This is a genomic window from Curtobacterium aurantiacum (assembly GCF_018598555.1).
GTDB classification, from domain to species: Bacteria; Actinomycetota; Actinomycetes; order Actinomycetales; family Microbacteriaceae; genus Curtobacterium; species Curtobacterium aurantiacum.
This window is the reverse complement of the sequence record NZ_JAHEWN010000007.1, coordinates 116,333-137,305: the sequence shown is the minus strand read 5'-3', so window position 1 is coordinate 137,305 and position 20,973 is coordinate 116,333. Positions and strand designations below refer to the sequence as shown.

The 20,973-nt window shown below is 70.1% G+C and carries 11 protein-coding genes; 9 read left to right on the top strand and 2 right to left on the bottom strand.

Annotated features, from left to right (window positions below; all coding sequences use genetic code 11):
- Positions 1-37: 37 nt before the first annotated feature.
- The 6 genes from KK087_RS08480 to KK087_RS08455 all read left to right on the top strand — a co-directional run bounded on the left by KK087_RS08480 (position 38) and on the right by KK087_RS08455 (position 9,462).
- Entirely contained in the window at positions 38-5,500 is a 5,463-nt protein-coding gene (locus KK087_RS08480) for a DUF6531 domain-containing protein (RefSeq protein ID WP_214564828.1), read from the top strand.
- Between the two features lie 594 nt (positions 5,501-6,094).
- Positions 6,095-6,334, top strand: coding sequence for a hypothetical protein (locus KK087_RS08475; RefSeq protein ID WP_214564827.1), 240 nt, complete (start codon positions 6,095-6,097; stop codon positions 6,332-6,334).
- A 542-nt stretch (positions 6,335-6,876) separates the two neighbouring features.
- On the top strand, positions 6,877-7,542 hold the full coding sequence (locus tag KK087_RS08470) for a hypothetical protein (protein WP_214564826.1): 666 nt from the start codon (positions 6,877-6,879) through the stop codon (positions 7,540-7,542).
- A 102-nt stretch (positions 7,543-7,644) separates the two neighbouring features.
- On the top strand, positions 7,645-8,553 hold the full coding sequence (locus KK087_RS08465; RefSeq protein ID WP_214564825.1) for a hypothetical protein: 909 nt from the start codon (positions 7,645-7,647) through the stop codon (positions 8,551-8,553).
- A 328-nt stretch (positions 8,554-8,881) separates the two neighbouring features.
- Positions 8,882-9,163, top strand: coding sequence for a hypothetical protein (locus tag KK087_RS08460; protein WP_214528764.1), 282 nt, complete (start codon positions 8,882-8,884; stop codon positions 9,161-9,163).
- 95 nt (positions 9,164-9,258) lie between these two features.
- Complete coding sequence (locus tag KK087_RS08455) at positions 9,259-9,462, top strand: hypothetical protein (protein WP_214564824.1); 204 nt, start codon at positions 9,259-9,261, stop codon at positions 9,460-9,462.
- A gap of 33 nt (positions 9,463-9,495) precedes the next feature.
- Here KK087_RS08455 and KK087_RS08450 read toward each other — a convergent pair whose 3' ends face one another.
- Positions 9,496-10,089, bottom strand: a complete 594-nt coding sequence (locus tag KK087_RS08450) for a hypothetical protein (RefSeq protein ID WP_214564823.1) — start codon at positions 10,087-10,089, stop codon at positions 9,496-9,498.
- 220 nt (positions 10,090-10,309) lie between these two features.
- Between KK087_RS08450 and KK087_RS08445 the strand changes: the two genes are divergently transcribed.
- From KK087_RS08445 to KK087_RS08435, 3 genes are read left to right on the top strand one after another with little or no spacing between them, the layout of a single operon-like run.
- On the top strand, positions 10,310-13,099 hold the full coding sequence (locus KK087_RS08445; RefSeq protein ID WP_214564822.1) for a hypothetical protein: 2,790 nt from the start codon (positions 10,310-10,312) through the stop codon (positions 13,097-13,099).
- On the top strand, positions 13,096-14,499 hold the full coding sequence (locus KK087_RS08440; protein ID WP_214564821.1) for an ABC transporter substrate-binding protein: 1,404 nt from the start codon (positions 13,096-13,098) through the stop codon (positions 14,497-14,499). The genes KK087_RS08445 and KK087_RS08440 overlap by 4 nt, the downstream gene beginning before the upstream one ends.
- A gap of 37 nt (positions 14,500-14,536) precedes the next feature.
- Entirely contained in the window at positions 14,537-18,808 is a 4,272-nt protein-coding gene (locus tag KK087_RS08435; protein ID WP_214564820.1) for a type VII secretion EssC family protein, read from the top strand.
- A 137-nt stretch (positions 18,809-18,945) separates the two neighbouring features.
- On the opposite strand, the gene KK087_RS08430 is transcribed toward KK087_RS08435, so the two are convergent.
- Complete coding sequence (locus tag KK087_RS08430; protein WP_214564819.1) at positions 18,946-20,964, bottom strand: serine/threonine-protein kinase; 2,019 nt, start codon at positions 20,962-20,964, stop codon at positions 18,946-18,948.
- Positions 20,965-20,973 lie beyond the last annotated feature (9 nt).

The following is a 20,973-nucleotide window of genomic DNA, read 5'->3' as shown; positions in this document are numbered from 1 at the left end:
GATCAGCACGACCAGCACCGACCCTGGGGGGACGACCATGGCGAAGATCCACGCCAACACGGATCCGATCGAGTTCGACGATGCCACCGCGGATGCGCTCAAGAGCTCGCTGACCGCGTCGGCTGACGCGATCAGCGGACAGAAGGCGTCGAGGCAGTCGTACGTGACGACCGCCTCCCAGGAGTTCCGCGGGCACTTCTCGCAGCTCTTCACGCAGAACGCGGGGACGGCATCGAGCGACGCCACCAACATCGTCGACGCCCTCGAGACCATCGCCGGGTGGATCGACACCATGAAGGCCGCCGCCGCTGACGAACGTGCGCGACGCAAGACCGCCCGCGAGTGGCAGGAGCGTGAGGACGGCCGCAACGGCTTCCAGGACTTCCTCAACGACACGGTCCACTACGACCCGATGCCGACCGTCGAGAACGAACCGGCGCCGAAGTTCGACCCGCCGGCGGTCACGACGAAGCCCCGTGACACCCCGAACCCCGGAGCAGGCGGTGGGGGCGGAGGCGGCACGTCGTCCGCCCGGCCCGCTGACCTCCGCTCGTTCGCGACCGGTTCCTCGGCGCTGAACCGCGCCCTCGACGGCAAGCCCGGGGCGCTCCGCGGCAAGCTCGCCGACTTCGCCGCGAAGTGCTCGTGGGCGCACATCGACGCCGGCAGCGTCGTGACGGCGTTCGAGCAGTGGATCGCGGCGAACGACCAGGACGTCACCTGGGCCAACACCGTCGCCGACGCGTTCACGGCCGCCGGCGGCGAGGGCGAGGTCTCGACCGTCGCGGACTCCGGGCTCGCAGCCGCGCTCGCCGCGGCTGGTGTCTCGCAGACCCGCACCGACCTGCAGTTCGAGCCGCCATCGGCCTACGGCGCCCAGCCCACCACCGGCTTCTCGATGGACCCGGTGAACACCACGACGGGCAACTTCCTCGAGCCGGAGCTCGACCTGGCGTTCACCGGGGCATCTGCGGCGCTGCAGGTGACCCGGATGTACAACTCCCTCGACCAGCACGTCGGGGTCTTCGGACCGGGATGGGCGTCGATCCTCGAGACCCGCCTGCTCCTCGACGACGAGGGCGCGTCGTTCGTCGGCGCCGACGGTCGTCAGGTCCGCTTCCCGCGCGACGGCGACGGCTGGGCCCGCGGCGTCGACGAGAACCGCTGGCTCGCGGCCGAGGGCGACCGGCTCGTCGTCCGCGACAACCAGGGCGAGCGCATCGACTTCTCGCCGTCCGGGCTGTGGCTCGGACAGCGCGGTGGGGCCGGCACGGCGGTCCGCGTCGAGCGGGACGCCGACGACGTCGTCGTGCGCCTGGTGCACGAGCGTGGTCGCTCGATCGACGTCGACCACGTCGACGGTCGAGTGGCGGTGCTCCGAGCCTCTGACGGTCGCCGGGTCGAGTACGGGTACGACGATCGCGGCCGACTCGTCTCGGTCACCGATGCCGTCGGCACCCGGACCTACGGCTGGAACGACGACGACCTCATCACGACGGTCACGAGTGCGGCCGGTGTCGTCGAGGTCGACAACACCTACGACGCGCAACGTCGCGTGGTCGAACAGATCAGCCCGCACGGCCGCACGGTGCGCTTCGCGTACCTGCCCGGCCGCGTCACGGTGGTGTCCGACCACGACGGCTCGCGGTCGAACTCCTACATCGCCGATGCCAAGGGGCGTCTCGTCGGGATCATCGACTCCGACGACCGACGCCAGTCGATGAGCTACGACCGGCACGGCAACCTGGTGTCGGCGACCGAGCGCGACGGGTCGGTGACCGTCCACGCGTACGACGACCGCGGCCGGAAGACCCGGACCGTCACGCCGTCCGGCGGCGACCTGACCTACGGGTACGACGACCAGGACCGCGTGACGACGGTCGTCACCGAGGCCGGTGCCGTCGTGAGCTACGAGTACGTGGGCGACGACCGTGACCCGTCGGTCATCGTCGACCCGGTCGGCGGTCGGACGGAGCTGACCTGGCAGGACGGCTCCCTCACCCACGTCGTCGACCCGACCGGCGTGGTCCTGACGCTTTCCTACGACGCGTTCGGTGAGCTCGTCTCGACCACCAACGCCGTCGGCGACACCGCTCGGATCGAGCGCGACGCCGCCGGTCACCCGGCCGCCGCGATCAGCCCCTCCGGCGCACGGAGCGAGTACCGCTACGACGCCGCCGGGCTCCTCGTCGAACGACGTGACGCCGACGGAGCGGTCTGGCGTTTCGAGTACGCCGCCGGAGCGCGGATCGCTGCGATCACGGACCCGCTCGGAGCACGGACGACGCTCGAGTACGCCCCGAACGGCGAACTCGCGACCACGACCGACCCACTGGGTCGCCGCGTCTCACGGACCTTCGACGACCAAGGGAACCTGGCGGCGCTCGCGTTGCCGGGCGGCGCGGTCTGGACGTTCGCGCACGACGCCTTGTCGCGCCTCCAGGCCGTCACCGACCCCGCCGGCGCGACCTGGCGTCGCGAGTACGACGTCGTCGGCGAGCTGACGGCGACCGTCGACCCGACGGGCGTCCGCCAGGAGTTCTCGGACGACGTCGCGACCGGCGTCGCGACGCTGCGCGACGCCTTCGACACCGCGACCGTCCGGTTCGACGAGTACGGCCGACCCGTCGAGTCCACGTCTGACGAGACCGGTTCCGAACTCATCACCTACGACGCCGCCGGCCGCCCCGTCGAACTCGTCGACGGCGAAGGCGGGCTGACCCGACTCGAGCGCGACCTCGCCGGTCGCGTCGTCGCGTTGGTCGCCCCCTCGGGCGCGCGCTCGACGTACGAGTACGACGCCTGCGGGCGTCCCGCCGCAGCCACCGACGCCGCGGGGGCGCGGACGACGCTCACCTACGACGCGGACTCCCGTGTCGTGGCCCGGACCCTGCCCACCGGCGAGGTCGAGGAGATCACGTACGACGCCGTCGGGCGCGTGGTCACGCAGACGACTCCGGGTTCTGGCACCGCGCGGTTCCGCTACGACCAGGCCGGGAGGCTCGTCTCCAGCCACGACGCACGCTTCGGCCGTCGTCGGTTCCGCTACGACGCCGCGGGGCAGCTGATCCAGGTCGTCAACGGTCTCGACGGGGTCACCTCGTTCGAGTACGACGAGCGCGGGCGCCTGGTGACGATCACCGACCCTGCCGGCGGCACCACTCGACGCGAGTACGACGACGCCGACCGCGTGGTCGCCGTCACCGACCCGCTCGGCCGCACCACCACTGCTGCCTACGATCCCGCCGGGCGCCAGATCCGGCAGACGGATCCCGACGGCCGCGCCACCGAGTGGACGTACGACGCAGCCGGCCGCCAGCGGGCCGTGCTCGTCGACGGTGCCGTGCAGTCGGAGATCACCCGCGACGCCGTCCACCGCACCGTCGTCGTGTCGGACCACACCCGTGGTGCAGGCCGGACGATCGAACACGAGCTCCAGCACGACCGCCGCGGCCTTCTTGTCCGTCGCGCCCGAGGCGACCAGTCCGTCGCGTGGGAGTACGACGCCGACGGCAACCGCACGGCTCGGGTCGACCCGAACGGCACCCGCACCACCTACCGTCGCGACGCCGTCGGCCGCGTCGTCGGGGTGGACCGTGACGGCACCGCTGCCGGCACGTTCTCCCACGACGCCTCGGGCCGTATCGTCCAGGCAGCCACCGGCGACCTGGTGCAGTCGTGGTCGTACGAGGGAGGCGCCCTCGTCGCACACACCTCGACCACGCTCGACGGTGCAACCAGCACGCGGATCGAGCGCGATGCCGACGCGCGGATCACCGCGATCGACGGGCCGTCCGGAGCGGTGTCGTACGAGTACGACGCCGCCGGGCAGCTCGTGCGCGCCGGGGGCTCGACGTGGGCCTACGACGACGGTGGGCGACTCGTTGCCGAGACCGTCGGCGGTGTCGAGACGCGCCACGAGTACGACGCTGCCGGGCAGCTGGTCGCGACGACCACCGAGGCCGGCCGGACGGAGTACGTCCACGACGGTCTCGGCCGACGCATCCGGCGGACCGCCACCGACGGGTCGACCACCGAGTACGCGTGGTCCGACCTGGGGTACCTCGCTGCCGTCGTCGACCGCGACGCCTCGTACGCCGAGACCGGTCGGCTCGACGTCTGGGTCGACGCGCTCGGTGAGCTCGCCGAGGTGGGTGGGGTCGCCGCGTGGTGGGACTCCGCCGCGGTCGTGCCGTCACTCATCAGCATCGCCGACACGTCGGTGCTCGACCTGCCGGGCGGTGTCACCGCGATCGGCGATGCCGTCACCGAGCCCGCTTGGCGCAGTGCACGCGCGACCGATGCTGCGGATCCGTGGGCTGCGCTCGCTGCCGTCACCGACGTCGGACTGCCCGCGGGGGTGTCCCTGACCGGCTCGGGCGGGGTGTCCGTCGCGGGGCTGGAGTGGCTCGGGGCCCGCGTGTACGACCCTGCGGCGCGCGGCTTCCTGTCGGTTGATCCGCTGGCTCCGATCCTGGGTGCAGCGTGGTCGGGGAACCCGTACTCGTACGCGGGCAACGACCCGTTGCAGGCTGTCGACCCCCTGGGGTTGCGGCCGGCGACCGATGCCGACATGCAGGCGTACCGGGACGCGAACCAGGGGTTCATCTCGTCGGCAGTGAACTGGACAAAGGACAACTGGGAGTACATCGTCGCGGGGGCGGCGATCGTCGGCGGCATCGCCCTCATGTTCACCGGCGTCGGCGGGCCGGCCGGCCTGGCGTTGTTGGCGCTCGCGGGAGGTCTCACCAGCGGCGGCGTCTCCATCGCCTCGCAGAAGGCGAGCACCGGGAAGGTGGACTGGGGCACCGTCGGACGAGACGCGCTCGTCGGCACGGCGACGGGCGCTTTCGGGGCAGGAAGTGGCGCCATCGTTTCCAAAGTTGCAACATCGATGGCGGCACGGGCGGGCACCGGCGTGGCTTCCAGGCTCGGCACTCGCGCCCTTGTGGGTTCCGGGGGAGGTGGCGTGGAGGGCGCTGTGACCGGTGGCTTCGATTATGCTCAGGGCCCTGGTCCGCACACCGTCGGAGGATGGTTCCAGGCGGTCGGCACCAATGCAGCGGTCGGAGCGGCCACGTCAGGTCTGACATCGGTCAAGCCGCAATGGCTCGATGTGAAGACGATGTCCACGTTCAAGCACGGCATCTACAGGTCGAGCTACGCGCAGGCGGACGACGTGCTGCACAGAGCCGGAGACGTCGGAGTTCGGAAGGACTTCGGCGGGTTCTGGTCGCACGACGCCCCGACCAGTGTCGCGCAGGTCCGGGCTGACAAGGCCATTCTTCCGGAGTGGCACAAGAACGGCGTCGTCGAGTCCACGAGCCCGATCCATGCCGGTTACTCGGCTCGGTTTGGTGAGGGGACACCGATGTACCGGGGTACCGTCGCACCGCAGCGAGCGCTGGACGGTACTGTCTACCCCGGTGGCACGGAGCAAATCTACATCCCCAATTCTTTTGATCACGGCACCATCGTGAACCAATGGCCGCTTTCCTAGGAGTGCTGTTGAGTAAGTTGATTGAAAGAATTGAGCAGCTCGTCCCCCTGCTTCTTAGCATGCAAGAGGTGGGCTATGCCAGGGCGTTCCAGCAGGATGTGATCGCCATCCGCAGCGGAGACAAGGCCCGAAGAGTCAGGGCACTGGCGGACGTCGAAGGAATGCTTCGCGAGGGGTCGGGTACGCTCGCCGATCGCTATATCATTTGTGACGATGGTTCCCCAGATGTCGAGCGATCCCGATTGTTTCGTCATCTAGTGGTCAGGATCAGATCCGAGGCAGCGATCCGACGGAGGCTGCGACTCTGAAGTGAATGAAAAAAGACGAGAAGTACAAGGCTGTATTCGGGGTTCACGGCGCGCTTCGACCAGAAGATGCCTGCGTATCGAGGATTCGCAGCACCTCAGCGTGATTTGAACGGTTCTGTGTACCGCGGCGGGGGAAATCAGACATACGTTCCAGACGGATGGTCCATGCCGATGTTATGAAGAACTGGCCCTTGGCTCCGTAGAAGGATGGATGATGTCAAGAAGAAGTGATCGTCGCGATAGGGTAGTGACTCTAAGTCGACAAATGGCCGCATTCTTAGGGCGCATGGATATGCATTCAGCGCAATCCTTCTACCTGCAGCATGCCGACGCATTGAGTGCGGAAGAGACCATGCTTGGGCGGAGGCGTATCTATCGCACGATCTATTCAGCGGCGAATACGGGAGCAGGAGGGATGAGCGATCTCTACGTGACCAAACCAGACGGGACCGGCGATGTGCCTGCGACCAAGGCTTTTGAAGCCTGTCTCCACGCGCTGCTGAAGGAAACTCGTACGTTCCCGTGATGGTCTCGGCCAGACGTCGCTCCATGATAAGAGGTGTACTGATTGAGCGAGCTAGCCGCCGCGCCGGAGCCCCCGAAGAAGGGGAATCGAAGGGCGTGGATCATCCTGGGCGTCTGGGCTTTCGGCGTCGTGGCCTCGCTAGTAGTGCTGCTGGTTTGGCCATATTGGATGAGCGCGTACGACGAAACGCACCAGGGAACCATGTCCTGCAGCGTCTCCAGGGCAGAGGTCCACGTCGGGTCCACGGTGAGTCGTACTGGCTTGGGCGCACCATTCTCCTACGTGAAGGTAGAGACACGAGACTGCGGCGTCCTCATCCTGCAGGGGGTGAGAAAGTCCTCACAGGAGCGCGTTGCGCGGGATTTGTCCGGAGGTGGGACGTTCCAGTTCTCGGTAGGCGCATCTTCCTGGTGGTTCCGAGGTGCGCTCCAGGTGATAAATCGGTATCCGACAGCCTTTGAGTATGAGCGATGAGTTGCAGCATCCAATGGCTGCTTTGTAGGAGTGCTGCTGAGCAGGTTCATTTTTGATCGCGAGAGAGGGTGTGTGACAAGATCTCGAACGGGGCCGAAGATCCCGGTGTTCAGCGCCGTCTCGGCTCGGGGTGGGCAATGGTTGGCCTTGCGGTCGCGTACTTCGGAGGGCCCCTTGCAACCAAGTTCTTGCTCGTCGGCGCGCAGCTGTCGATCCAGACCTGGTTCATGAGCCTCATCGCTGGTTGGACCCTCGGGGCACTGGCCCGGCGGTACGTCGATAGGGGACTCCCTGGTCGTGACCGAGCCTCGGGACCTGCGCTGCAGTGGTGGGTGCGCGGCCGGCGATACGTGCAGAACTCCCCGACTGTGGCTCAAGTGGAGGCGAAGGTTCGTGGCCTCGACGGCCGTGAACGAACATTGGTCATCGTCATCGACCGAGATCGTCTGATCAACATCTGTGGTGATGCCGCACGGGAAATCATCGTGTTCAGGACTGAGGACGCAACCGATGAAGAGCGGTGGGAGCTTCCCCTCGGTGGCCCGGTTGATGCGTCGGATGTTGTCGAGATCGCCATGGGAAACATTTCTGCTCCCGTGCCTCGAGGCCTCACGCTGGACATTGAAGCGGCGTTGAAGATCGTCGAAGCGTTTCTCGCGAAGAAGAGGGTTGATGAGGGCGCAGGAACCTGGCGCGGTGGTGAGGTGTTGACTGTTCGGCCTTCGCTGCAGTGATTGACGGTGGCGCACTCCACGAGGGAGTCACCAGTGAGCGCATGGGTAGTGCGTCCAGCAAGCCGTTGCGTCGACGGTGGCGTCGCCCGATACGGTCGAAGGATGACTGGGGAACACGTGCTGGAACCTTCTCACGGCAAGCCGGTGCTGGTCCGCGGGAACAGGATGGTGCCAGTGGCGTGGACGCTGCTGTCAACTGGGGTAGTCGCCGCAGGAGCGTGGTTGGCGTGCTCGGACGATGTCTTCGGTGGCGCGTGGTTCACCCGCGTCTGGTGTAGCGCGCTCCTGATGTTCTTCGGGCTGCTGGGACTGTTCCTGGCGGTGACCACGATCCGCACCCGCGTCAAGGTGTTCCCCGACCGACTCGAGGCGACCATCAACCTCCGCCCCACCAGAACCATCCGTCCTGGCGAACTCGCCCACTTTCGAGCGTCAGGCAAGGGCAACGACGTCATCAGCGCTGCAACCGCTCGCGGACGACGTGGCTTTGAATCGAACCGGTTCCACCGCCACTACGACGTGCTAAACGCCTGGCTCGATCGGCACGGCGGCGAGCCTTGGGCCCAGCACCAGGCATTCTTCAGCAAGCTCACTCACCGGACGAAGCCGAAGCCAGTCCGCAACGCAACATCGATGCTGACCATCGTCGCCTTCTACCTCTTCACGCTCGCCATGTTCCCGGGCCTGTTCGTCATGGACGCATACGACAGCGCGCATCGGGAGCGAGTCACATGCACGGTGACGTCTGCGGAAGCTGTCACACTGTCGAGTCGGTCCGCGAAGGGCGTCGGCGCTTCTTACGCCGGTGTGGGGTTCGACACGTCTGATTGTGGCCGTCTGACCTATTCGAAGACGATCTCGTTCGGGAACCAAGACGCTTTCGCCCGCCGCTACGACCGTGCCCTCGGGCCGTACGCATTCACCGTCGGTGGTGCGTCGTTCTGGGTCAGGGAGCATGCGCCGTGGGTGCCGCTGGCCCCGGAGGTGTACGGCGTCAGCGAGCCCGGGTGACTTTCCGGCCGGTGACGATGCGCGACACAGGGGGTGAACGATTCGCACCGTGAAGGTGCGTGCGGCAGGACAGGATCGCGACTTCGATCGTGGTCTTCGTCGTCATCCCTCTGCTGGGCTTGTTCGGCGGCGGATCTACCGAAGGATCTACTCCGCGTCGAACTCGGGGGCAGGGGGCATGGGCGACATGTACCTGACGACGTCCGACGGCGCGGGCGATGTCCCTGCGACCAAAGCGTTCCAGCGGTCACTCTCCGCGCTGCTGCGGGCGACGCGCACATTCCCGTGATGGACTCGCTGTTCCAGCGCTGAAGGGGCACGGCAGAACATGACCTTGTCGGAATTGCTCAAACAACTCGACGATCACGCCGTCGAGGACGCCGCGTCGGCTGTGCAGATAGCCGCCGTACGGTCTGCCCTCGTCGCCGCGTTCGAGCAGCCGCCTGATCATCCGGCGTACGGCAGGGGAATACAGGGCGCAGCCCGCCTTGTAGCCGACACCTGGCCCTACGAGAGCGAGCTGGGGGCGCTGGTGCTGGCCTTTTCCGAAGCAGTGCGACGCGAAGTTGGCCCGTACCGCACGACGGCCACTGGGGCTGCAGTCGAGTGACCCAGGGCTGAAGGACTCACACCGTCAGCTCCGCGCGCAGCAGTGCGGGCTCGTCCCACTCCCTGAAGGACATCGGCTCGTCGACGTCGCAGGTCGTGTTCGAGACGTCCGACTGCGGAACGCTCGTGCAGACCTGGGGTGTGAACCGCGACAACGAGGACGAACTGGCGCGGGGCGTCATCGAGGGGGAGCGCTACCGGTTCGACGTCGGCGAGGGTTCCTTCACGATGCGGGAGTTCCTGAACACGATCCGCCAGGCCGTGTACGTGAAGAGCTTCGAGCCCGTGCGAACACGGTAGGTCCGCCTGCCCAGCGCAGCAGCAGCGCGCCGCTCAGCGCCCGAAGGCTCCGACGAACTCACCCCACTGCGCGGGCGCCCGCTGCTCGAGCCACGCACAGAGCTCGGGATAGGCGGCGTCGATCGACAGGACGCTGATGACACCGCGTTGGCCGTTCACCTTGATGTCGAGCCCGCCGAACCGGTTGGTGGTGGGCCGGATGCGCTTGATCGCCGCCGGGTCGACCGTCCGCGCGGCACGGAACATCGGCGTCACGACCAGTTGCGAGTCGTACGCCTCGACGCGACGGCGCTTCTGCCCGACGCCGAGGTAGACGAACAGGAGCCCGAACAGCACCATGCCGACGCCGGCGATGAGCATCCCGATCGCGTCGGGGTCGTCGAGCAGGCTGAGCGTGGCCAGGAAGAAGAACCCGCCGACGACGATGAAGACGATCCCGATGATCCGGAGCAGCAGGTAGCTGAACCGGCGAGCACGGACGGTGAAGAGCACACCGTGCGCCTCGTCGCCCACGACGGTGGACGGTGGCCGCTTCCGGTCGTTCTGACGGACGAGCGCGCTGACGGCGGCCGGGATGACGATCATGGCGATCAGCGCGATGAGCACCGGCGACAGGTTGATGTTCACCGGTCCGCCCCCGTTCGTGCGTTCGTGCACCGTCGTTCGAAGGGCGTGACGCCCGGGTCCCCCTGGATCATGCGTGCAGAGTATCAGCGCCCTGTGGATGGGGCCGGACGGCCCCGTGGATGCTCTATGTTGGATTTCGGCAGGGCCTTGTGGCCCGAACGGGGGTGGCTCCGAAGGGGGACTGGCCCGGAACCGGCGCTCTGCAGCAACTAGCATCGACGTGCTCGACGATTCTCTTGGGGGGAAGACCGTGATGAACCAGCGTGCCGGGAACACCGGAGCACGACGGACCGGACGAAGGATCGCGGGGACGGTCGCCGTCACGGGGATCGCTGCGCTGGTGCTCGCCGGCTGCACGTCCGACGACAAGCCCGTGTCCGACCCCTCGCGGGTCCTGCAGACCGTCGACACGCGCCTCGCCGCAGACGGCTCGATCACGTCGATCTCCGACACCGCGATCTCGGTCGCCGGCAAGGAGTCCTCGTCGTCGTTGACCGAGCACGATCCCGCGAAGGCGGCGAGTGACCTGCCGCTCCGCATCACGACGCAGTACTCGACGGCGAAGAAGACCGGCACGGACCTCGCCGACCTCGACGGCTACTCGGGCCGGGTGTCGATCGACCTGACGATCGAGAACCTGACGGTGAGGTCGGAGAACCTGACCTACGACGTCGCTGGCACGTCTCGCTCGACCCCGGCGCTCGTGGGCGCTCCGTTCAGCATCGCGGCGTCGACCGTGTTGACGGGGACCGCCGCGGACCGCGTCGTCACGGACTCGGCCGACTCCGGCTCGTCGACCGACGGGGTCGTGAGCACCAACGAGGACGGTGACGCGGTCGTCCAGTGGGGCCGGTTGCTCGCTCCGCCGACCTCCGGCGCGAGCAGCACGCTGCACCTCGTCGCCGACGTCGAGGACTTCACCGCACCGACCATCGACGTCGCCGCGCAGCCCGGGCTGTCCACGGACCTGTCCTCCACGGGCGTCGTCAACGCGGCCTTCGGGTCCGACAGCGACTCCGAACTCGCGCTCCAGCGCCGCACGATCGACCTCATCTCGCAGGTGAACGAGGTGCTGGCGCGTGCCGGTGGCACCATCACCGAGGTCCGGTCGAACCTCGAGACGACGTCGGAGACCCTCGGCGTCAGGACCGCCGAGCGCCTCAAGGAGAGCAGCTCCTCCCTGGCCAGCACGATGCAGTCGCTGTCCGGACAGCTCGGCTCCCTGAACGGCGACCTCGGCACCACGGTCAAGGCCACGCAGTCGACGGTGTTGCAGCAGCTCCAGCAGACGACGACGAGCCTCGATGGCCTGCTCGGTGACACTTCTGCGACCGCACCCGCCACGGTGCTCGACGGCAACGGCTGTGCGGCGACGCCGAAGACCCCGTCAGCAGGCGGCAGCGTCTACGGCAACCTCCTCCGCGTCTCGGCGCAGCTCACCGGCTACGCCGATGCCAGCGAGGCGTGCAAGCAGCAGGTGAGCGCGCAGCTGGCGGGAGCCGTCGGTCCGGCGTCGCCGGACGCAGCGACGTGCGCCCCTCAGGAGGCCCGTGGTTCGTTGACCTGCGCGCTCTGGGAATCGTCGCGTGCGGTGAGCACCTCGCTGATCGGTCTGGTCAGCACGGGTCAGCAGCTCGCCGACCAGCTCGACCCCAAGCTCGCGAACACGGCGATCGAGCAGTCCGACGCCCTGCGCGCCAAGCTCGGTGAGATCGACACCGCGGTGCAGGCCCTCGGCAGTGACGGCACCGGTGAGGTCGCACGGACCCTGCAGGCGTTGGAGGACCTCCGCGACCAGACCGCGGACGACCTCGGCCCCGTCCGCGACGCGGTCACGACGGTGAACCGGCAGGCGCTCGCAGCGCGTGCGCTGGTGGGCAACGCCGGGGACGGTCTGTTCAGCACCTCGATGCAGGCCCAGAACCGTGAGGTCGCCGACCAGCTCTGTGCCCTCGCGGCGACCGACCAGCTCGATGCCGAGCAGGCGGATGCGCTGCGCGGGTACCTGACCGCCACGCCGTGCCCCGGCGCCGAAGAAGGCACCACGCTCCAGCCCGGCGGACGCTTCAGCACCCCGCTGGACGACCGCCTCGCCGACCAGGCGGAGCAGTGGGACGCGGTGGTCGCGGCGACCGACCTCCGCTCCGAGACCGGCATCGGTGGCGCGGTCACGACGTTGTCCGACGACATCGACGCGCTCGACGACGGCATCGCCGACGTGCGCCGTGCGGTGCGCAAGGACGGCGGCTCGGTGGAGGGAGCGGCGCAGGAGCTCCAGGAACTCGTCGAGCAGGCAACGGAGTCGAGTGCCGTCGTCGGGACGCAGCTGACGGCGATCAGCACGCAGCAGACCCAGCTGCAGGACGCCGTGCGCAAGGCCTTCGCCGAAGCGTCCACCCAGTCCGAGAAGGACGTCCAGGCGATCATCGACCAGCAGGTGCGGCAGGTCAGCGAAACGGCGAAGGGCAGCCGTGACGCCGTCATCTCGGCCTTCGACAAGTCGATCGCCGGGCTCCGGACCACTTCGGGCGAGGTCACGAAGGACTCCAAGGGCACGATCGACGAGCAGCGGGGAACGCTGGAGGAGCAGGGCTCCGAGCTGGCGTCCGCAGTCGACCGCCAGACGGCGTCCAGTCTCGAGCAGATCGCTGCGAGCACGAGCGCCTCGACGCGCGACGTGCAGGGAGCCTCGACGCTGCTGACCGGCGACCTCAACCGGGTGATGCTCGACCTCGGCGACCGCAAGGTCAACGGCTCCGGCATCCTCGGTGCGATGGCCACGAGCGCGGCGAAGTCCGACTCCGCCGACTACCAGCTCGCCCTGGCGTCGCAGAACGCCGCAGGGTACGCGAACGTCCGCGCCGAGGACGTCGCCGGGATCCTGCTCCAGCAGGAGCAGTTCCGAGCCTCCCTCGACGCCGCGACGACGCTGCCCGCCTTCCAGCTCGAGGTGCCGGCCAGCGCGACCTCGACCACGCTGTACACCTTCCGGATCGGGGCGGACCGATGAGCGACCAGCCGATCGACGAGTCCGATGGCACCGAGGCGGGGCGTGCGCGCAACCGTCGTCCGCTGATCATCGCCGCCATCGCGGTGCTCCTGGTCGCCGCGGTGGTCGCCGCCGTCCTGACCTTCCGGGCGATCGGCAGCAGCACGCCGGCCGAGGCAGTCCCGGCCACGGTGCCCGTGGAGATCACCGTCAAGGACGTCCCCGACGCCACGAAGATCGGCGTCGTCGTCACCCTGGGCGACGGCGAGGGCTCCGAGTGGAACGAAGCGGCGCAGGGCGCCCTGGTCGCCGAGCGACGACTGGCGCTCGGCGGGACCGACATCACCCTCGTCACGAAGAACGACGGCGGGACGGCAGCGGGCGCGAAGACCGCGGTGGCGTCCCTGGCGAAGAGCGGCGTCGCGGGCATCGTCGTCGCGTCGTCGGGCGCACACGTGTCCGGCGCGCTCACCGCTGCCGCTGCGGAGGGCGTCCCGGTCGTGCTGCCCTACGCAGCCGCTGAGAAGGACTCCTGGTCGACCGCCCCGGCGGCCGACTCGATCAGCACCGCCATGACGACGGCGCTCGGCGACGCCGAGTCACCGCTCCTGGTCAACCTCGGCGGAGGTGCGCCCGCAGGCCTCCGAGTGGCGCACGTCCTCGACGGCGACGACACCGCTGACACCGCGGAGCTCGCCGAGACCATCGCCTCGCGGACCGGTGCGACCGACGCAGGCGACGACACGGACGAGGCCGCGGACGCTGATCCGAAGGCCGAGCCGGACTCCGACGCTGTCGTCGTCAGCGGGTCCGCGCAACGACAGGGTGCCCTGGTGGCGGCCCTGCAGGCCGCTGACGTCACCGTGCCCGTCGTCCTCACCCCGGACGCGACGAGTCCGGCCTTCGGCGCCGCACTCGTCGATGCCGGCGGCAGCCTGAGCGGCTCCTTCCGCACCGTCGGCGTGGCCACCGACGACGCCAGGGCACTCTCCTCGGACGCCGAAGGCCGGGCGATGTCCGCGTTCCTCGGCGGGGTCCGGGTGCTCGCGGACGATGCCGACGCCCAGAACCTGACGGGTGACCGGCCGTTCTCGGCGGTGGCCGGAGCAGCGGACTCCCGGAGCCACGACGCCGTCGTCGCCCTGGTCCGCGCAGTCGGGAAGGCCGGCAGCACGGAGCCCTCCGACGTGACCGACGCCCTCGCCGCACTGGACCTCGACTCCGCGGCGGGCATCGCCGGTCCGGCGCTCGACTTCACGCGGCAGCAGGCGCTCGGTGCGTCCGCGACGGTGTTGGCGGCCTCGGCACAGCCGCTCGGTCTCCGACCGGACACCGCGTCGAGCGGCACCGGCGGCGACGCCGGATCAGATTCCGCACAGTCCACCGCACTGGTGTGGTTCGAGGACTCCACCACACGCTGACCCACCCACGCACAACCCCCAGAAGGACACCGCGAGCATGCGCCTGCTGATCGAGCTCGACGACCGACGTGAAGCGGTCGAGGTCGACGGGTGGTCCGGCGCGTCCTCGCTGGGGGAGCTCATCGCGGCGGCGATCGGCGTCGAGTTCGATGCCGAGACGACCCTCGCGGTCGACGGTCACCGCACCAGTGCGGCGACCCCGCTGCGCGACCTCGTCCTGCTCGAGGGCTCCCGCATCGGCCGCTCACCGCAGGAGCGGCCGCAGCTGATCGACGGGTGGAGCGTCACCCTCGCCGGCGGACTCGACGCGGGTCTCGTCGTGCCGGTCCCGCGCAGCCGGAAGCTCGTCGTGGGCCGGGCACCGCAGGCCGACGTCGTGCTGCCCACCGAGAGTGCTTCGTGGGAGCACTGCACGATCGAGCGCGAGGACGACGGGGTCCGCGTGCGTGACGCCGGTTCGACGAACGGCACGGTGATCGCGGGCGAACGCATCGATGCCGACGGCGTCCTGCTCACCGGGACCACGAGCGTGATCGTGGGCGGTGCCGTGCTGCTGGTCCGGCCGGAGCTGGACGAGGTCCCCGTGCCGGCCGCGGGGTCCCTGGCGAACCTGACGCCCGCGGCGACCGCCCCCTTCAACCGTCCGCCCCGAGCCGGACGGAACACCGAGACCGAGACCGTCGACCCACCCGCCAAGCGCGAGGTCCCGCAGTCGTCCAAGTTCAGCTGGATCACGGTCGCAGCGCCCCTGGTGCTGGCCGGCGCGATGGTGCTCCTGCTCGGCGACGCCCGGTTCGCCCTGTTCGCGCTGCTGTCGCCGGTCACCGCGATCGGCATGTGGTTCGAACAGAAGCACCGGCGGACGAAGAACCTGAAGGAGGAGGACACCCGCTTCGCCGAGGCGGTGGAGTCCTTCCGCGGTGAGATCGCCGAGGCCGCAGCGGTCGAGGCCGCCCGTCGGCAGGAACTCGTCCCCGACCCGGCCACCGTCGTCCGCCGGGCCGAGCTCCCCACCACCCTGCTGTGGCAGCGACGCTCCGAGGACGCCGACTTCCTGAGCCTGCACGCCGGCACGGGGGACGCACCGTGGCGCCCCGAGCTCGATCAGCGGGCGGCGTCGTCCAAGCTCGAGGACGAGGCGAAGTCCGCCATCGCCGACAGCCGCCTCACCGCGGCCCCGGTCGTGGCCGACCTGTCCGACGCCGGCGTGGTCGGCATCGTCGGCGACCGCGAGGGCGCGCTCGCACTGGCGCGCAGCCTGCTCACGCAGGCGACCGTGCACTGCGGGCCCGCCGACCTGACGGTGGGGATCTTCTGTGACGCCGGCCGCGCGGACGACTGGGGGTGGGCCTCCTGGCTGCCCCACGCGCGTGTGGCGGGGAGCAGCACCGGTGCCCGCTGGATGTCGGCGCAGCGCGACCAGAGCGCAGCGGTGCTGCGCGGGTTGCGGGAGTCGCTCGACGAACTGCCGACACCGAACCTGCTCGTCGTGGTCGACTCCGAGGTGCTCACCGAGGGCCGCGACGCACCCGCCCGGAACCTGCTCGGTGAGGGGCGTACCGTTCCCGGACAGTCGCTCCGTCCCGGTGAACAGCCGCGGCGGGTGAGCGGGATCGTCATCGCGACCAACGAGCAGCAGCTCCCCGCAGCCTGCACGACGATCGTCACGGTCGGTGCCGATGCCGCCGCGACGGTCTACCGACCGGAGGACCGGACCCGCGTCGAGGACGTCGTGCTCGCCGGCCTCAGTGCCGAGACCGCCGAACGGAGCGCCCGCAGTGTGGCGCACTTCGACGACCCCGAGCTGTTGGTGCCGGGTGCGTCCCTGCCGTCGCTCGTCCGCCTGCCGGAGCTGCTCGCGGGCGACGACACGGTTGCACGCATCCCGACGGGCACGAGCCCCGCGGATGCGATCCGCACGGCCTGGGACGCCCGCACCGGATTCTCGACCCCGATCGGTTCGTCGGAGAGCGGCGTCCTCGAGATCGACCTCGTCCGCGACGGACCGCACGGTCTGGTCGGTGGCACGACGGGTTCGGGCAAGAGCGAGTTCCTGCGGTCGCTCGTCGCCGGGCTCGCAGCGCGGAACGACCCGACGCGCCTGAACTTCCTCCTCGTCGACTTCAAGGGTGGGGCCGCGTTCGCCGCCTGTGAGCGGCTGCCGCACACCATCGGCACGATCAGCAACCTCGACGAGCAGCTCGCCGACCGTGCGATCCGTGCGCTCGAGGCCGAGCTCGAGCGACGGCAGCGGGTGTTCGCCGCGGCCGGGGCGGACATCGACAACCTCGACGCCTACCTGGCGACGAAGCCGGACGAGCCGATGCCGCGCCTGCTCCTGGTCGTGGACGAGTTCGCGATGCTGGCGAAGGACTTCCCGGACGTCCTGACCTCGCTCGTCGCCGTTGCCGCGGTCGGGCGCACACTCGGCGTCCACATGATCCTGGCCACCCAGCGCCCGGCCGGCGTGGTGAGCGAGGACATCCTGGCGAACACCAACATGCGTGTCGCGCTGCGGGTGCAGAGCCGCGAGGACTCCACGAACGTGATCGGCGTACCCGCGGCCGCCGGCATCGGTCGCCAGCAGACCGGCCGCGCCTACGTGAAGCTCGGGCAGGACGACATCACCCCGGTGCAGACCGCCCTCGTCACCGGCCGCGCTCGTGACGAACGTGCCGAGCAGCCGGTGTCCGTCCGTCCGACGGACGTCTTCGGCGTCCCTGCGCCGATGCCCGCCCCGGCCCCGACGGCGTCCGACGTGACCGACCTCGACCAGCTCATCGAGTCGATCGGGCAGGCGAACGCCGCCGCCGGGTACGCCCCGCCGCGCCCGATCTGGCCCGAGGCACTCGGCGACCGCGTCGAGCTGGGTGCGTTGGCGACCGCCGGCGCCGCCGACTCGTCGCGGACGGTGCCCGTGGCCCTGGCCGACGACCCCGACCACCAGCGTCAGATCACCACCGGGTGGGACCTCGACGAGGGCAACCTGATGCTCATGGGCATCCCCGGCAGCGGGACGAGCACCGCGCTCGCCACCCTCGCCCTGCAGCTCGCCGCCGCGACGAGCCCGGAGGACCTCGACCTGCTGGTGCTCGACATGGGCCCTGGCGACCTGGCGCCGCTCGCGCAGCTGCCGCACGCCACCGCCTACGTCGGCTCCGGAGCCGGTGCGGGGGAGCTGCAGGCGCGGTTCCTCCGCCACCTGCGCGTCGAGCTCGAGCGCCGTCGTGCCACTCCGGGCGGCCGCCGTGCCGTCGTGCTGATCGACGGTCTCGCGGCGCTGCGCGACGAGTACCAGGACTTCGAGGGCCAGCTGCTGCTCGACGCCCTGTACCGCGTCTACGCCGAGGGGCCCGCGCTGGGCATCTCCTTCGCCGTGTCGACGACGCGTGCCAAGGCCGTGCCGTCGGCCATGGACGAGGTGACCACGCAGAAGTGGATGTTCCGCCTGGCTGACCCGTACGACTACGCCTCCATCGGCGTCCGCCCCAAGGACGTCCCCCCGCCGGTGCCGGGCCGCTTCATCGACTCGGTCCTGCGGTTGCAGTCGCACGTGGCGACACCGGACGTCCCACTGGCCCAGGCCGTGGGCCGGGTCGCCGAGACCTGGTCCGGCACCGCGGCGAAGGCGAGTGCCGTCGGGCGCCTGCCCGACGCCGTCCTGGTCGACGAGCTCGGTGCCGGTGCGGTCTTCTCCAGCGAGCCGTGGCGGCTGCCGGTCGGGATCGCCGAGGACGACCTCGCCCCGGCCACGCTCGAGGTCTACGACGGCGAACACGTGCTCGTCGCGGGGCCGGCCCGGTCGGGCAAGTCGACCGTCCTGCTGGCGTTGGCGGCACTGGCGCGCGCTGCAGAGGGCGTCCGCCCGGCCGTCTGGGCGATCTGTGACCGTCGGTCACCGCTCGCCTCCGGAACGTTCGACCGCATCGCCGTCGGGCCCGACGAGGTGCCCGCCCTGCTGGCCGGCCTGCGGCTCGAGCGCGGTCCGGTCCTGCTGCTCATCGACGACGCCGAACGCTTCGACGACGGCGACCAGGCCATCGCCACCCTGCTCGCGACGGAGCGTCCCGGTCTGTGCGTGGTCGCCGCCGGTCGGTCCGCCGACCTCCGGTCGCTGTACAGCCACTGGACCCGCGCCGTCCGGAAGTCGCGGTGCGGCGTGCTCCTGCAGCCGGACGTCGACTACGACGGTGAGCTCCTGGGGGTCACGCTCCCGCGCCGTGCGCCGGTCGCGTTGACCGTCGGTCGCGGCTACGCGTCGTCCGGTGGGGCGGTCCGCCTGGTCCAGACCGCATCCGCCGGCAGCTGACCGACTCACGGACTGGAGGCCCGTGGTGACGCCGCCACGGGCCTCCGGTCCGTCTGCTGTTCGCGCGACGGACGCGCTCGGTCGCGCGACGGACGCGACGGACGCCTTCAGTCGCGCGACGGACGCGACAGAAACGCTCAATCGCGCGTCGTGATCCCGAAGGGCGAGCTCTCGAGGTTCGTGAAGTTCCCCACCGTCGCCCGGACGGTGCACGACGGAGCGACGGACAGTGCGGTGACCACGAGCCCGTCGGACGACACCGCCAGCGCGCCCGAGCAGCCGTCGGCGAACCGTACGCCGGACTCCCCGCCGGCCACGTCGACGAGCATCTGCGACGGGCGCCCGCTGCTCGGACTGCGGTAGAGCGGGTTGAGCTCGTCGGTGCCGCTCGGCCAGACCGGCACCAGGGTCACCGGCAGTGCCGTCTGGCTGACCGTCCGGTCGGGCGTCCGGACCTCGACGCCCTGCAGCCGCTGGACCGGGTAGGCGGTCCCGCGCACGGCGTCGTCGGTCACCGCGGCAGTGGTCGCCTCGCCGACGCCGTCGAGCCACGTCTGCAGCGCGGCGCCGTCCGTGACCGACGCGAGCGGCACCGACGCATCCACCGTGACGTCTCCGCCAGCGGGGACCTCGACGCCGGACAGGCTCCACGCGCACGCGGTGTCCACACCGGTCAGTGACGGCTGGTTGCGCTTCGCGGTGATGCCCTCGCCGGACCAGGTGACCGCGGGGCAGGAGGCGCCCGAGCCGGCACCCGGCAGCACCTCGAGGAAGGGTCCGCTGAGGGTGGCCGCCTGCGCCGCGTACGTGACGCGCAGGTCGACGGTGCCCTTCGCTGGATCGATGGTGGCGCGCCGTGTGGTCGCCAGCCCGGTGGGCAGTGGACGGTCCTGCTGGTACGCGTTGGCGGCCTGTGCGGTCGCGGTACCGGTGCCCGGTGTCTTCCGGAGGGCTCCGGGCAGCCACACCACGCCACCGACGACGAGTGCGGCGACGAGCACGACGCCGATGCCGCCGAAGAGCAGCGCTCGGTTCGTCAGCCACTCGGGGCGGGTGAACCGACGCGTCGGTTCGGGCTCGGCAGCCGGCGCGGCGGGCAACGGCTGCCGCGCCATCGGCCGGATGACGGTCTGCGAGCCGGCGGGGCCGAGTTCCGGGGCCGGCCCGACGGCCGCGGCGTCGTCCCCGGTGCCCGTGGCCTCGGTCGTCGTCCCGTTCTCGGGTCGGAGCCCACGGACCACGGTCGCCGGACGCTCGACCTCGTCGAACGAGTCGGGATCGCTGACCGCGGCCAGCGCGGGGGCCGACGCCAGGGACCGGGCGAGTCGACGCAGGGTCGCGGCGGCGTCGACCGCGGACGGCCGGGCGTGTGGGTCCTTGGTGAGCAGGGCGGACACCGCTGCCCACAGGACATCGGGCACGTCGAGCGGTGGTGGGTTCGACGTGACGTGCCGGTAGGCGACCGCGAAGTCCGTGCCCGGTCCGGCGAAGGGCGTGCGGCCGGACAGCAGCTCGTAGAGCATGACCCCGGCGCCGTAGACGTCGGCGGCCGGGCCCGAGCGGCCGTGACTGATCGACTCGGGCGCCATGTACTGCGGTGTGCCGAGGAGCCCGGTGGTGGTGCGCTCACGTTCGGCGACGACCGACGCGATGCCGAAGTCGGTGACCCGGACGTCGCCGCTCGCACCGGGGGTCCAGGCGGCCTGGAGCAGCACGTTGTCGGGCTTGACGTCACGGTGGGTGACGTCCTGCTCGTGCGCTGCGGCCAGGGCGTCGAGGGTCTCGGCGGTGATGGTCAGGGCGTCCCGCGGGGTGAGCGGCCCGTTCGCCGCGAGCAGGTCGCGCGCGGAACCGCCCGGCACCAGGTCCATGACGATCGCGAGCCGGTCGCCCTCGACGACCAGGTCGCGGACGCGCACGATGGACGGGTGCTGCAGGGCGAGGAGCACGGAGCGCTCGCGGACGAAGCGCTCGACGATCTGCGGGTCGGCGGCGAGCTCGGCACGGAGCAGCTTCGCCGCGAACGCGTCGCCGGTGGCGGTGTGCTCGACCCGCCACACTTCGCCGGTGGCTCCGGTCCCGAGCAGTTCGACCAGCCGGTAGGACGCGCCGAGCGGTTCACCCTGGCCGTACTGCCCTTGACGGTCCTGCGCCACGCGTTCCCC